The sequence below is a fragment of the Streptomyces sp. NPDC055287 genome (assembly GCF_053646035.1).
Window position 1 is genome coordinate 82636 of record NZ_JBSHNE010000002.1, and the last position, 13225, is coordinate 95860.

General features: G+C 71.1%; 13 protein-coding genes. 11 read left to right on the forward strand and 2 right to left on the reverse strand.

What is annotated here, in order from left to right; translation table 11 throughout:
• Positions 1–31: 31 nt before the first annotated feature.
• Entirely contained in the window at positions 32–382 is a 351-nt protein-coding gene (locus ACWIHY_RS03675) for a hypothetical protein (RefSeq protein WP_454373954.1), read from the forward strand.
• A 177-nt stretch (positions 383–559) separates the two neighbouring features.
• Here ACWIHY_RS03675 and ACWIHY_RS03680 read toward each other — a convergent pair whose 3' ends face one another.
• Entirely contained in the window at positions 560–868 is a 309-nt protein-coding gene (locus ACWIHY_RS03680; RefSeq protein WP_454373955.1) for a DUF192 domain-containing protein, read from the reverse strand.
• 393 nt (positions 869–1261) lie between these two features.
• Here ACWIHY_RS03680 and ACWIHY_RS03685 point away from each other — a divergent pair, with 393 nt between their 5' ends.
• The 5 genes from ACWIHY_RS03685 to ACWIHY_RS03705 all read left to right on the forward strand — a co-directional run bounded on the left by ACWIHY_RS03685 (position 1262) and on the right by ACWIHY_RS03705 (position 5815).
• Positions 1262–2068: a prepilin peptidase gene (locus tag ACWIHY_RS03685; protein WP_454373956.1), complete on the forward strand. Its 807-nt coding sequence runs from the start codon at positions 1262–1264 to the stop codon at positions 2066–2068.
• A gap of 196 nt (positions 2069–2264) precedes the next feature.
• On the forward strand, positions 2265–3383 hold the full coding sequence (locus ACWIHY_RS03690) for a baeRF3 domain-containing protein (protein WP_454373957.1): 1119 nt from the start codon (positions 2265–2267) through the stop codon (positions 3381–3383).
• Between the two features lie 75 nt (positions 3384–3458).
• Positions 3459–3812 (forward strand): hypothetical protein, encoded by a 354-nt coding sequence (locus ACWIHY_RS03695; RefSeq protein ID WP_454373958.1) that lies wholly within the window; start codon positions 3459–3461, stop codon positions 3810–3812.
• Between the two features lie 11 nt (positions 3813–3823).
• Positions 3824–5377 (forward strand): DUF2079 domain-containing protein, encoded by a 1554-nt coding sequence (locus ACWIHY_RS03700; protein ID WP_454373959.1) that lies wholly within the window; start codon positions 3824–3826, stop codon positions 5375–5377.
• A 129-nt stretch (positions 5378–5506) separates the two neighbouring features.
• The gene (locus ACWIHY_RS03705) at positions 5507–5815 is read left to right on the forward strand and encodes a winged helix-turn-helix transcriptional regulator (protein WP_454374405.1); all 309 of its coding nucleotides are present in this window, start codon (positions 5507–5509) and stop codon (positions 5813–5815) included.
• A gap of 332 nt (positions 5816–6147) precedes the next feature.
• On the opposite strand, the gene mgrA is transcribed toward ACWIHY_RS03705, so the two are convergent.
• The gene (mgrA, locus tag ACWIHY_RS03710) at positions 6148–7185 is read right to left on the reverse strand and encodes an L-glyceraldehyde 3-phosphate reductase (protein WP_454373960.1); all 1038 of its coding nucleotides are present in this window, start codon (positions 7183–7185) and stop codon (positions 6148–6150) included.
• Positions 7186–7352: 167 nt separating this feature from the next.
• Between mgrA and ACWIHY_RS03715 the strand changes: the two genes are divergently transcribed.
• The 5 genes from ACWIHY_RS03715 (at position 7353) to ACWIHY_RS03735 (ending at position 13195) form a co-directional block, all read left to right on the forward strand.
• Positions 7353–8114: an isoprenyl transferase gene (locus ACWIHY_RS03715; protein ID WP_454373961.1), complete on the forward strand. Its 762-nt coding sequence runs from the start codon at positions 7353–7355 to the stop codon at positions 8112–8114.
• A gap of 341 nt (positions 8115–8455) precedes the next feature.
• A complete protein-coding gene (locus tag ACWIHY_RS03720) occupies positions 8456–9778 on the forward strand; it encodes a PhoH family protein (protein ID WP_454373962.1) in 1323 nt (440 codons plus the stop codon).
• Positions 9779–10207: 429 nt separating this feature from the next.
• Positions 10208–10942 (forward strand): aggregation-promoting factor C-terminal-like domain-containing protein, encoded by a 735-nt coding sequence (locus tag ACWIHY_RS03725; RefSeq protein ID WP_454373963.1) that lies wholly within the window; start codon positions 10208–10210, stop codon positions 10940–10942.
• A gap of 127 nt (positions 10943–11069) precedes the next feature.
• Complete coding sequence (locus ACWIHY_RS03730; RefSeq protein ID WP_454373964.1) at positions 11070–12434, forward strand: AI-2E family transporter; 1365 nt, start codon at positions 11070–11072, stop codon at positions 12432–12434.
• Positions 12431–13195 (forward strand): hypothetical protein, encoded by a 765-nt coding sequence (locus ACWIHY_RS03735; RefSeq protein ID WP_454373965.1) that lies wholly within the window; start codon positions 12431–12433, stop codon positions 13193–13195. The genes ACWIHY_RS03730 and ACWIHY_RS03735 overlap by 4 nt, the downstream gene beginning before the upstream one ends.
• Positions 13196–13225: the final 30 nt, after the last annotated feature.

The window sequence follows — 13225 nt, forward strand, 5'->3', positions numbered from 1 at the left end:
CACAGCAGCAGGACGTGGAGTGGGGGCTGAAGTGGGAGCGGGATCAGAGGCCGTACGGCAGGTGCGGCTGGCAGCCGACTACGACTGCCACCCGGTGTGGGTCCGCGGCAGCGACGGTGTCAGCAACAACGTCGCGCCCGGAGAGCTGCCCGTCGACCCGGGGCTCGCAGGGGAGCTGGAGCGCTGGGGCGACGCGTACGACGCCACGCTGAACCGCGACGACCCCGTCGCCTCGGGCTTTCCGAGCGCACGCGACGAGGCGGCGTTCGCCGAGCGCGGCGCGCAGCTGGCGCGCGAGCTGGCGCGGCAGCTGGGGACGGCGTGGCGGGTCACGTACTACGACCCGCGCATGGCCGAGGACGTGCCGTACGGGCCGGAGTAGCCGGGCCTGCGAAGCCTCTGGGGTGCGAGGTGTGGCCGCTGCGTCAGCCCCGCCCCCGTACGGAAGGGACCGCCGGGCGCACGCTACGGCGCACCGCTCCCCGCCGGCGGCCCGGCTTGCACGCGCCTCACCCGCGTCCGCGTACCCCTCACCCACGTACCCTCACCCGCGTACCCCTCACCCGCGCACCTTCACCCGCGCACCCGCCCGCACCCCCCACCCCTCCATCGCGCCCGCCTCCGCCTCCAGCACATGCCGTGCCCGCCACCGGGGCAGGCCCAGTCGGCCCGGGCGCATCTTCCGTACGGCGATCACCCGCAACCTGCGGTCCAGGTACGCCACATCAATCGCGAACCGCATCCCGAACGTGTGCACGCTGCTCGCCGGGCTCAGCAGCAGCGCCCCCGCGATCCCGTCCCGGCCCAGCAGCCCCCGCGTACGCGCCCGCGCGGACGCCGCGATTTCGATCGGTACGACCAGTGGCACAGGCGGCGGCCCAAGCGGCTGCGCAGTCGGCTCTGCGGGCGGCGATGTACTCGGCTGTGCGGGCGGCTGCGAGGCCGACGGCGCAGGCAGCGACCCAGGCGGCGTTGCGAGCAGCGACCCAGGCGGCGGTACGAGCGGCCTTACAGGCGCTCCCCCTTCGCCCTCCACCGTCAACGCCCCCACCCCGTCCACCCATTGCCCCATCCCTCGACGGTAGCCCCGCCCCCGCTCCCGCTCCCGCTCGCGCCCCCACCACCCACTACGCACCACCCCCATCACCCACCCCTCATCCCCCCACCCCTCTGGGCCCCCACCCCTCTGGGCCCCCCACCCCTCCCCACTGGGCCCACGGGCCCATGACTCAGCCCCTCCCCCCGCCCTAGGCTCCGAGGCGTGTACGTCTCGCTGATCGTGGCCGCCGCCCTCTGGGGCGCCGCCGCCGGACTGCTCGTGCCCCGCGCCGCCTACCGGCTCGCCGTCGAGCCGGAGGAGGCGTGGCGCTCGGCATGCCCCGCCGGGCATCCGTTCACCGGGCCCGCGCGCGGCTGGCTCGGCACCGGGCGCTGCGCGGGGTGCGCGGCGGCGGTGGGTGTGGCCGCGTCGGTACGTACTCCGCACGGCGTACCGCAGCACCGGCCCGCCCCCGCGCCGTACGCGCGCACCGTCCGCCCCGCCGCCGTCACCGGCCTTGCGTGCGCGCTGCTCGCCGCCGCGACCGGGGCGCGGCCCGAGCTCGGGGTGTGGCTGCTGCTGGCGCCGTTCGGGGTGCTCCTGGCGGTCGTGGACCGGCGCGTGCACCGGCTGCCCGACGTACTGACGCTGCCGCTCGCCGCCGCGACCGCGGCCCTGCTCGGGCTGGCCGCGCTGCTGCCGGGCGACGGCGGTTCGTGGCCGGCCTCTCTGCTCGGCGGGGTCGCCCTCGGTGGCGGCTACCTTCTCCTCTTCCTCATCAACCCCAACGGCATGGGCTTCGGCGACGTCAAGCTGGCCGTCGCTCTGGGAACCGCCCTCGGCTGGTACGGATGGCCGCTGTTCTTCACCGGGGCCTTCGCCGGGTTCCTGTTCGGTGCGCTGTACGGCGTCGGGCTGGTGATCCTGCGGCGCGCCGGGCGCAGGACCGCGATCCCGTTCGGCCCTTTCATGATCACTGGGACGCTGGCGGGGCTGCTGCTGGGTGGACTCGCCGCTTCAGCCGTCTGAGAGCGCGCGCCAACCACGCAATCGTGAGAAGTTGCCATGAGACGCACGTAGCTCGCTCAATTTATGGGAATGCGAACAAAGCGCAGATAGCGCGCATTGCACGCAAGCAAGCACGCACGCATGCACGCACGGACGGGCGGCACGGGAAGCCGCCTGCCCGCGATCCACAGCCGCAGCCGCAGCCAGGAGTGCCCGAATGACGCAGCCGACCCGCCCCACCCCGGAACTGCTCGCCGAACTGCGCAAGCCCCGCCCGTACCCGGCGGTGTCGGTCACACTGCCCACGCACCGGCACTGGCCGGAGAGCCAGCAGGACCACATCCGCCTGCGCAACCTTCTCGGCGAGGCCGAGAAGCGCCTCGCCGACGACCCCGAGGTCACAAAGGCACAAGGGGCCGCGGTGGCAGAGCAGCTGGCCGCAGCCGCCGACACGCTCGACCCGGAGTACTTCGGCGACGGACTCGTCGTCTACGCCTCGCCCGAGGAGCACCGGAGCTTCCTCATCGGCGGGTCGGTGCCCGAGCGCATCGTGATCAATACGACGTACCTCACCCGCAACCTCGTCGCCCTGGCGGCGCGGGAGCGGCCGTACCTCGTCCTCGTGCTCAGTACCGGTGAGGTACGGCTGTGGCGTGGGCGCGGCGAGGAGGTGACCGAGGATCGCGATTCGGGCTACCCGGTCATCACGTCGGGCGCCGAGCGCGACGGGGCACCCAGCCGTGACGGCGGCCGCTGGGCGGAGCAGGACTTCCGCAACATGCTCGCGGAGGCGGACCGGAAGCTCACGGCGGTGCTCCAGGGGACCGGGCTGCCGGTCGTGCTGGTCGGCCTGCGGAAGCACATCGCGACGTTCCGCGAGATCAGCAGCCACGGCCAGGCGCTCGCCACCGACCTGGAGGTGGGCGGGCTGCTGAACTCCACGCCGGCGGAGATGTCCGCCCAGCTGGCCCCAGCCCGCCGGGCGCTCGCGGAGGCCGACACGGCTCGGGCGATGCGAGAACTCGACGAGGCGCGCAGCGGCAAGCGCTACTCGGCGAGCGTGCAGGACGTGTGGCAGGCGGCGGGTGAGGGCCGGGTGGCGTTGCTCGTCGTCGAGGAGAGCCTTCGTGTCACGGCCAGGCCGGACACGGTGGAGGGAGCGGAACGAGCCGCGCTCACCCTGCTGGAGCCGGGGGAGACGGACGTTGAGGGTGCGGAGGAGGACATCATCGACTCCGTGGTGGAGACGGTGCTGTCCGCGGACGGCGAGGTCATCTTCGTGCCGGACGAGTCCCTGACCGACGCGGGCGGGATCGCGGCGGGCCTGCGCTACTGAACCGGCCTGGGCGGTCGCTGCGCGGGCCGGGTGCGTGGGTGGCGTCGGGCCTGGGCGTTCAGTAGCGCAGGCCCGGTGCCCGGTGCCCGGTGCGCGGTCGAGCGGGCCTGGCCGGGTCGCTGCGCGGGCAAGGCACACGGTTTCGCCCAGCCCGCCCGGCCGGACGCGTTCACCTCGCCCGGCCCGGCCCAGCCCGACGCGCCGCCCGGCCGCGGGCGTGAGCCACTCCTGGGCGGTAGCAGCAAGGACCGGGTGCGGGCGGCCGCCCGCGCGCTGCGCCGCCTCCGCCCGACGCCGCCGCCTCCGCCCGACGCGCCGCGCCGCGTCGCGTCCGTCGGACGCGCCGCCGGGCGAAGCTCTGCCGCTGCGTCGGTAATTCCGGCCCGCCCAGCGTTCGAGGACCCGGCCGAACCGTGTCCCGCCGCCTAGGATTCGGGCGTATGCGGACAAAAAGTGACAGCGGTGGGGTGGTGGTCGGCGTAGCCGGGAAGGCGGTGCTCGATGGCGCCGTCGCCCGGACCGCTCCCGCCGGGGAGCGCCTGACCCGCCGTCTCCCCCTCTGGTGGGCCTGGGCCGCAGGGCTCTTCGTGCTGTACGCGGCCGTATCCGGGCGGCGTCACGCTCTCCTCAGGAGCACCGGCTACGACCTCGGCATCTTCGAGCAGGCCGTACGCGCCTACTCCCAATTCCATGCGCCCGTCGCCCCCCTGAAGGGGGAGGGGTTCAACCTCCTCGGCGACCACTTCCACCCCGCGCTCGCCGTCCTCGGGCCCCTCTACCGCCTCTGGCCCTCCCCGTACTGCCTCCTCCTCGCCCAGGCAGCCCTCCTCGCCCTCGCCGTCGTCCCCCTCGCCCGCTGGGCCACCCGCGCCCTGGGCCGCGGCGCAGGGCATGTTGTCGCCTTCGGGTACGGGGCCAGCTGGGGCATTGCCTCGACCGTCGCCTTCGACTTCCACGAGGCCGCCTTCGCCGTCCCTCTCCTCGCCTTCTCCCTCGCCGCCGCCGGCAACGCGCGCTGGCACCTCGCCGTGGCCTGGGGCCTGCCCCTCCTCCTGGTCAAGGAGGACCTGGGGCTGACCCTGGCCGCCGTCGGCGCGTACGTCGCGCTCAAGGGGCCGCGCGCCCTCGGCATCGCCACGGCCTGCGCCGGTCTGGCCGGCACCGTCTTCACCACGCAGGTCCTGCTGCCCGCCTTCAGCTCCCCCGGGACGTACGCCTACGGGGAGTACGTCCAGGGCGACCGCGGGTCCCTCCTCGCCAGCCTCGCCCTCGCGCCTCTCGACGCCCTGCGCCCCGACACCAAGGCCGTCACCGTCCTTCTCGTCCTCGCCGTCACGGGGTTCGTCGCGCTGCGCTCGCCGCTCGTCCTGATCGCGGTGCCGACCCTCGGCTGGCGCATGTTGTCGCAGCACGACTACCACTGGGGCACGGCGTTCCACTACAGCGCGGTCCTGATGCCCGTCGTCTTCGCCGCCCTCATCGACGCCCTCACCCCGTACGCCCGCACCAACGCCCCCCTCGCCCGCCGTCACCTGCGGGCTGCGCTGGCCGCCACCGTGACGGTCACGTGCGTACTGCTGCCCTCCTTCCCCCTGGCGCTGATCGCCCAGCGCGCCACCTGGCGCACCACCGCCCACCTGGAGACGGCCCGCGACCTGCTGCGGAGCATCCCCGACGGAGCCACCGTCGCCGCCTCCAACCGCCTCGCGCCCCAGCTCACTTCGCGCTGCACCGTCGTGCTGTTCCCCGGCTATCCGATCCCCGGGAAGCTGTACGACGCCTCCGGCAAGCCGCCGCGGCCCACCGCGGACTGGATCATCCACGACCGCAGGCCGGCGGAGTCGTGGCCGCTGCCGCCGGGCCACTGGCCGTACCCGCTCGACCGCGAGCTGGCCGAACTGGCCGCCGCCCAGAGGCAGTACGGCTACGAGCTCGTCGCCGCCCGCGACGGAGTGACCCTGCTGCGCCAACGCCCGCTCCCGTACAGTCGGTGACGTTCGAAACCGGTGACATCCGAAAACCGGTGACCATCGGAAACCGGTGACAGGCGGAGCCGGTACGGACCAGAGGAGTCGGCAGTGAGCAAGGGCACCGGACCTTACGTCTGCGGTCTCGACGCCGCGATGGACGTGGTGGGTGGCAAGTGGAAGGCCCTGATCCTCTGGGCGCTGCACCACGAGGGCACCCTGCGCTTCGGTCAGCTCAAGCGCCAGGTGCCCGGTGTCAGCGAGAAGATGCTGATTCAGCAGCTGCGCGAGCTGGAGGCGGACGGCATCGTCCACCGCGAGGTGTACCGGGAGGTGCCGCCGCGCGTCGAGTACTCGCTCACCGAGATGGGGGAGGGTCTCAACGCGGCCCTCGGCCCGCTCGGCGCCTGGGCCAATCAGCACATGGAACAGATCCTCGCCGCCAAGCAGCGCGACGTCGCGTAAGCGGAGCGTCAAGTCCGCTCCCCTCGCCCGATTAGCTCTTCGGGGGGACGGGCGGTGGTCCGCAGAAGCGTATTTTCCCTAGTGCGGACTGGCCTCACGGCCCTCGTACCGACCGGCCCGGAAAAATCCCGGGGGACTTTCGGCACGGCGCGGGCGCGAGCATCCCTCACGAAGGGTTATGGTGGAAACCCCCCCTCGGGCCGGTCCGTATCCCCCCCACGGACCGGCCCGTTTTTTGTGCCTCGGAGCCCGACAGGCCCAGCCGCCACACCCGCACCGTCAGCCCCGCCCGCCCGGCGCGGACGCGTCAGCCCCGGTCGGCGCGGACGCCGTCAGCCCCGCCCGGCCCAGATGTTCGTGCCCTCGGTGTCGACCGCGAAGGTGTCGATCTCCTTCAGCTCCTCGTCGGACAGCGCGGGCCCGCCCAGCGCCGCGACGTTCTCCTCCAGCTGCCGCACGCTCGACGCGCCGATCAGCGCCGACGTCATGCGCGGGTCGCGCAGCACCCACTTGAGCGCCAGCTGGGCGAGCGACTGTCCGCGCCGCCGCGCGATGTCGTTCAGGCCGTTGAGGCGGCGTACGACCTCGTCCGACAGCAGACCGGGGTCGAGCGACTTGCCCTGGGTGGCGCGCGAGCCCTCCGGGATGCCGTTCAGGTACTTGCCGGTGAGCAGGCCCTGCGCGAGCGGCACGAACGAGATGCAGCCCATTCCGGCCTCCTCCAGGGTGTCCAGCAGGCCGTCGTCCTCGGTCCAGCGGTTGATCATCGAGTACGAGGGCTGGTGGATCAGCGCCGGTACGCCCATCTCCCGCAGCAGCCCGGCCGCCTCCGTCGTCTGCTCCGCGTTGTACGACGACACGCCGGCGTACAGCGCCTTGCCCTGCCGCACCGCCGTCGCCAGCGCGCCCATCGTCTCCTCGAGCGGGGTCTCCGGGTCGAAGCGGTGGGAGTAGAAGATGTCGACGTGGTCGAGGCCCATCCGGGTCAGCGAGGCGTCGAGCGAGGACAGCAGGTACTTGCGCGAGCCCCACTCGCCGTACGGGCCGGGGTGCATCAGATAGCCGGCCTTGGTGGAGATGATCAGCTCGTCGCGGTAGGAAGTGAAGTCCTGCGCGAAGATCTTTCCGAAGTTCAGCTCGGCGGAGCCGGCCGGCGGTCCGTAGTTGTTCGCCAGGTCGAAATGCGTCACACCGAGGTCGAACGCGCGGCGCAGAATCGCGCGCTGCGTGTCGAGCGCGCGGTCGTCGCCGAAGTTGTGCCACAGGCCGAGCGAGACGGCGGGCAGCTTCAGCCCGCTGCGGCCGGTGCGCCGGTACTCCATGGAGTCGTAGCGGTCACCGGCGGCGAGGTACAAAGGGGAATCATTCACATTCACCTCCTTATCACGGACTTGTGACAGACCGGGTTGGGCCGCCGATGCGCCTGCGCAGTAGTGTGGCGGCTTCGGGACTGAACGTGTCCGGCTGGGGGAGCCGCACGTGCCGCATGGTCCCGGGGGACGTACCGAACCCGCACGATGCCATGAGGTGAGACCCAGTGAACCTGCGCGACCTGGTGTACAGGCTCTACGCACGCCGGGTGGAAGGCCGCCTCGATCACGACCAGGTGCCCAAGCACATCGGCGTGATCCTCGACGGCAACCGGCGCTGGGCCAAGGCCTCCGGCGGCACCACCGAACAGGGCCACAAGGCGGGCGCCAGCAAGATCCAGGAGCTGCTCGGCTGGTGTGCCGAGACGGACGTCGAGGTCGTCACGCTCTGGATGCTTTCCACCGAGAATCTGGACCGTGCCGAGGCGGAGCTGACGCCGCTGCTCGGGATCATCGAGGGCGCGGTCCGTGACCTCGCCGCCGACGGCCGCTGGCGCGTGCACCACGTGGGGACGCTGGACGTGCTGCCCGCCCGTACCCAGTCGGTGCTCAAGGAGGCCGAGCAGGCCACGGTCGGCAACGACGGGATACTCGTCAACGTCGCCGTGGGCTACGGCGGCCGCCAGGAGATCGCGGACGCCGTCCGCTCGCTCCTGCTGGAGCACGCGCGGAAGGGCACCTCCCTGGAGGAGGTCGCCGAGATCGTCGACGTCGAGCACATCTCGGAGCACCTCTACACACGCGGCCAGCCGGACCCGGACCTCGTGATCCGTACGAGTGGCGAGCAGCGGCTCTCGGGCTTCATGCTCTGGCAGAGCGCCCACTCGGAGTACTACTTCTGTGAAGTCTTCTGGCCGGCCTTCCGCAAGGTCGACTTCCTGCGTGCCCTGCGTGACTACGCGGCCCGCCACCGGCGCTACGGGTCCTGAGGCAGGTCCGGGGCCCGGCGTGGGGCGGGGCTGATCCGCCTCCTCGCGAGCACACCACCGGCCCCGGAACGGTTCCCGGTTCACGACGTGTCATATGCCATGGCATGGCGGCGGGTGTTCGAGGGAATACCCCTTCCAGGTCGACGCCCGGTCCACGGACGTCGTATCTCAGTGAGCGGCAAGTCCGCTCGCCCGGGAGGCCCTTTGCACCAGGACGACCACGCCCAGAGCGTGGACGAAGCGGAGGGCCGGAGCTCGGCCCGCGCATCGTGGCCAGAGCCCGGTCCCACCGCTCGCGACGCCGTCGCACCCCGACCTCAGCCGAGGGGGTACGTCCTTCCGTGGTGACCAGCACAAAGCGCCGCATGCCCGACAGGCGCACTTACGTTCTCGACACCAGCGTCCTGCTGGCCGACCCGAACGCCATGTCCCGGTTCGACGAGCACGAAGTCGTGCTCCCGATCGTCGTGGTCACGGAGTTGGAGGCCAAGAGGCACCATCCGGAACTCGGCTACTTCGCCCGGCAGGCTCTGCGCCTGCTCGACGACTGCCGGGTGCGGTACGGACGCCTCGACGCCCCCATCCCGATGGGTGAACTGGGCGGAACGCTCCGTGTCGAGCTCAACCACTCCGATCCCGGCGTGCTTCCGGCCGGCTATCGATTGGGGGACAACGACTCACGGATCCTGGCGGTGGCACGCAACCTCCAGGCCGAGGGGTTCGACGTAACAGTCGTGTCGAAAGACCTGCCGCTGAGGATCAAGGCATCCTCGGTCGGCCTGCTCGCCGAGGAGTACCGCGCCGAGCTCGCCATCACCGACTCCGGCTGGACCGGGATGGCGGAACTGCCGCTCTCGGCCGAGCAGGTGGATCTGCTCTACACCGAGGAGACGGTGTACGAACCGTCCGCGGCCGACCTTCCCGTACATACGGGTCTGGTGATCCAGTCCGAGCGTGGCAAGGCGCTGGGCCGGGTGACCGCCGACGGGATGGTCAGGCTCGTACGCGGCGACCGGGAGGCCTTCGGCATCCACGGGCGCAGCGCCGAGCAGCGGATAGCGCTGGACCTGCTCCTCGACCCGGACGTCGGGATCGTCTCGATGGGCGGCCGGGCCGGTACGGGCAAGTCGGCGCTGGCACTCTGCGCGGGGCTCGAAGCCGTGCTGGAGCGCCGGCAGCACAAGAAGGTGATGGTCTTCCGGCCGCTGTACGCGGTGGGCGGCCAGGAGCTCGGCTACCTGCCGGGCTCGGAGTCCGAGAAGATGAGCCCCTGGGCTCAGGCGGTCTTCGACACCCTGTCGGCCGTGGCGGGCCGTGAGGTCATCGAGGAAGTGCTGGGGCGCGGCATGCTCGAGGTGCTGCCGCTCACGCACATCCGGGGCCGCTCGCTGCACGACGCGTTCGTGATCGTGGACGAGGCCCAGTCGCTGGAGCGGAACGTCCTGTTGACCGTTCTGTCCAGGATCGGGGCGAATTCACGGGTGGTGCTGACGCACGATGTCGCGCAGCGCGACAACCTGAGGGTCGGCCGGTACGACGGAGTGGTCGCCGTCGTCGAGAAGTTGAAGGGCCATCCGCTCTTCGCGCATGTCACTCTCACCCGCTCGGAGCGCTCGCAGATCGCCGCGCTGGTGACCGAAATGCTGGAGGACGTGCACCTCTGAGTCCTCTGGCCCGTGTGACCCCTCTGACCCCTCTGATCGCATAAGGGGGAAAAGGCAGTTGGCGCCGTCCGGCAGAACGCAGGATCCTAGCCGGGCGGCGTCTTGCTGCGCTCAAGTTTCAGTAAAACTCCTGGTGTAAACGGCGTGTGAGCTTTCACACGCAACAGGGAATTGCTTCCCGGCGTCGGCTTCCGGCAGAGTCTTGCTTCCGTCAGGCCCCGCATACGGCACACCCGCATCTTCAGAGATGCAGCACCACACAACTCAACAGCTGTCGCCGTATGCCGCCCGAGTCACTACGCGGCGCTCCCTCAAAGGAGTTGCCCACCGGGTCCGCGCCTCTGTGACCTAGCGATAGGGGAGGCCAGTGCCAGGGGCACGATTGCGTCCGCGAGGTCACCCGAGCGGGCACTGCTGGAAGGAAACCGTGTGAGCCGGATTTCGGTCCGGGGATTCGCCGTGGCTTCGGCTACCGCGGTCACCACTGTCGGCGCCGTTGTGGGCGTCGCCTCGGGCGACACTCAGCCCTCGAACGACAACTTCGAGGCGACCGCAGCCGACACGACGCTCCTCGCAGACATCCCTGCCGGCCAGCAGGCCCAGGTACAGACCGCGTCCCTGACGCAGCAGGCCGACGCACAGGCCTACGCCGCCGACGTGACCGCGAAGAAGTCCGCGGAGGAATCGGCCCGCCTTCAGGCCGCCAAGGACGCCAAGTCCAAGAAGGAAGCCGCCGAGGCGAAGGCCGAAGCGGAGGCCGAGGCCAAGGCGAAGGCCGAAGCCGACGCCAAGGAGCGGGAAGAGGAGGAGCAGGCCGCCGCCAGCCGCTCCGCGACGCGTGACGCGTCCAGCTTCTCCGCCAAGAGCTCGTACACCGTCGCCGAGGTTCAGGCGATGGCGCGGCAGATGGTCCCCGGCGACCAGTTCCAGTGCTTCAGCAACATCGTGAACCACGAGTCCACGTGGAACTACCAGGCGAGCAACCCCTCGTCCGGTGCCTACGGTCTCGTGCAGGCACTGCCCGGCTCCAAGATGTCCTCTGCGGGCGCCGACTGGCAGACCAACCCGGCCACCCAGATCAAGTGGGGCCTGAACTACATGGACGAGCGCTACGGCAGCCCCTGCGGCGCCTGGTCGTTCTGGCAGGCCAACCACTGGTACTAGTACCAGCGGTCGCTCAACTTCGCAGAGCCCTTCACCGTCCTTCGGTGAGGGGCTCTGCGCGTGTACCGTCGGGGGCCGGTGTCTCCCCGGGGGGAGCGATTGCGCGACGGGGAGAAGAGAGAGCGACATGTCAACACAGCCACAGCCGCAGCCGCAGTCGCAGCCACAGCTGGGATGGCTCGGCCGTACGGGCGCCAGGCTGACCAGGATGGGCGAGCGGTTGAACGAGCGCCGCGCCCAGGCCGAGGCCGAGGCGGAAGCCGCCGATGCCGCCGATCCCGGCGGAGCGGCGCCGTACGACTCGGGCTCCGGGCTCGATCACGTCCCCGCGCCACCCGCCTACGCCCCCGCCGTCGCGGCGAGACCCGACCCCGTCGCCGCCGTCCCGTGGGGGATGCGCGTCGCGGCCGAGGCCGGCTGGCGGCTGCTCGTACTGGCGGGCACGCTCTGGGTACTGATGAAGGTCATCAGCGCCGTACAGCTGGTGGTCCTCGCCTTCGTCGCGGCCCTGCTCGTCACCGCGATGCTCCAGCCCACCGTCGCGCGGCTCCGGAACATAGGACTTCCGCGCGGTCTCGCCACCGCCGTCACCGCGATCCTCGGCTTCGTCATCATGGGGCTGGTCGGCTGGTTCGTTGTGTGGCAGGTCATGGAGAACCTCGACAATCTCTCCGACCGCCTCAAGGACGGCATCGAGGAGCTCAAGCGCTGGCTCCTCAACAGCCCGTTCCATGTGACCGAGGATCAGATCAACGACGTCGCCAAGAACCTGAGCGACGCGGTGGGCACCAACACCGAGGAGATCACCTCGGCGGGCCTTCAGGGCGTCACGGTGATGGTTGAGTTCCTCACCGGCATGCTGCTCGCTATGTTCTCGACGCTCTTCCTGCTGTACGACGGCAAGCGCATCTGGCAGTGGACGCTCAAGCTGGTGCCGGCGCAGGCCCGGCCGGGTGTCGCGGGCGCGGGGCCGCGCGCGTGGCGCACGCTCACCGCGTACGTGCGGGGCACGGTGATCGTCGCGCTGATCGACGCGATCTTCATCGGCCTCGGGATCTGGTTCCTCGACGTACCGATGGCCGTGCCCCTCGCGGTCTTCATCTTCCTGTTCGCCTTCATCCCGCTCGTCGGCGCGGTGATGTCGGGCGCGCTGGCAGTGGTGGTGGCGCTCGTGACCCAGGGCGTTTTCACGGCGCTGATGGTCCTGGTCGTCGTACTGGCCGTGCAGCAGATCGAGGGCCATGTGCTGCAGCCGTTCATCCTCGGCCGCGCGGTACGGGTGCATCCGCTGGCCGTCGTCCTCGCGGTGGCGGCGGGCGGACTGGTCGCCGGTATCGGCGGGGCGGTGGTGGCGGTGCCGCTGGTGGCGGTGACCAATACGGTCGTCGGCTACTTGCGGGCGTACAGCATGGAGGCGGCTCTGCACGCCGCTCCGGAGGCCCGGTCGGCCGCGGCGCCGGCGCAGGGCGAGATGGCGGCGGCGCCCGAATGATCTCCGAACCGGAAATGGTGGGGGACTTTCCGGCCTGGCCCGAGCCCGAGAACGCGACGAGCGAGGACCGTCCCGGGACGCCGCGCGGCCGCAGACCGTGGCTGTGGGCCGTGGGTGGCGCGGCGGCCGCTTCGGTGGTGTGGGCGGGTGGCTTGTACGCCTACGGGCCGAACGGCGCCGTCGATACGCGCGGGTACCGGGTGAGCGAGGGCCTGTGCGCGAAGGTCGGGCTGAGCGCCCTGGGGATGGATCTCGGGAAGCGGGCCGGTGATCCGGGCGAACTGCTCGACGAGCACCGCGCGCTGGACAAGATCACCTGTAGTTACCACTTCGAGCCCAGGGGGAAAGCCGCCGAGGAAGGGGTCTCTGTGCAGTACGAGGTGGAGCTGGTGCTCGACCTGCACAAGGAGGCCGACCCGCAGCCGGAGTTCGAGGCGCTGGTCAACCAGCCCAGCTGGATCGACGGGCTGCCGCCGAGGCCGGAGGAGGTCCCCGCGCTCGGCGAGCAGGCGTTCCTGACCGGGATGGGGGAGGACGAGGATCCGCGCCTCAGGGTCCTGGACGGGGGAGCGGTGTTCTCGCTCACGGTCAGTTCCGACCTCAGCTACGACGAGGACTACTACGACGGGCAGCCGGACCCCGAGCTCTCCCGTCCGGACCTGTCCGCGCTGCCGCCCCTCATGGTCGAGGACACGCGGGATCTGATGGCCGTGTTCAAGGGCAAGAGCAAGGACCTGGACAGCGGTCAGGGCGAGGGCTGACGCGCGAGGGGCCCCGCGGACGTTCTGTCC

What these genes read in the sequence shown, in the direction of transcription:
- ACWIHY_RS03730 (WP_454373964.1), top strand. Translation starts at nt 11,070, where the DNA reads ATGTCAACACAGCCACAGCCGCAGCCGCAGTCGCAGCCACAGCTGGGA.
- ACWIHY_RS03690 (WP_454373957.1), top strand. Translation starts at nt 2,265, where the DNA reads ATGACGCAGCCGACCCGCCCCACCCCGGAACTGCTCGCCGAACTGCGC.
- ACWIHY_RS03705 (WP_454374405.1), top strand. Translation starts at nt 5,507, where the DNA reads ATGGACGTGGTGGGTGGCAAGTGGAAGGCCCTGATCCTCTGGGCGCTG.
- ACWIHY_RS03700 (WP_454373959.1), top strand. Translation starts at nt 3,824, where the DNA reads ATGCGGACAAAAAGTGACAGCGGTGGGGTGGTGGTCGGCGTAGCCGGG.
- ACWIHY_RS03735 (WP_454373965.1), top strand. Translation starts at nt 12,431, where the DNA reads ATGATCTCCGAACCGGAAATGGTGGGGGACTTTCCGGCCTGGCCCGAG.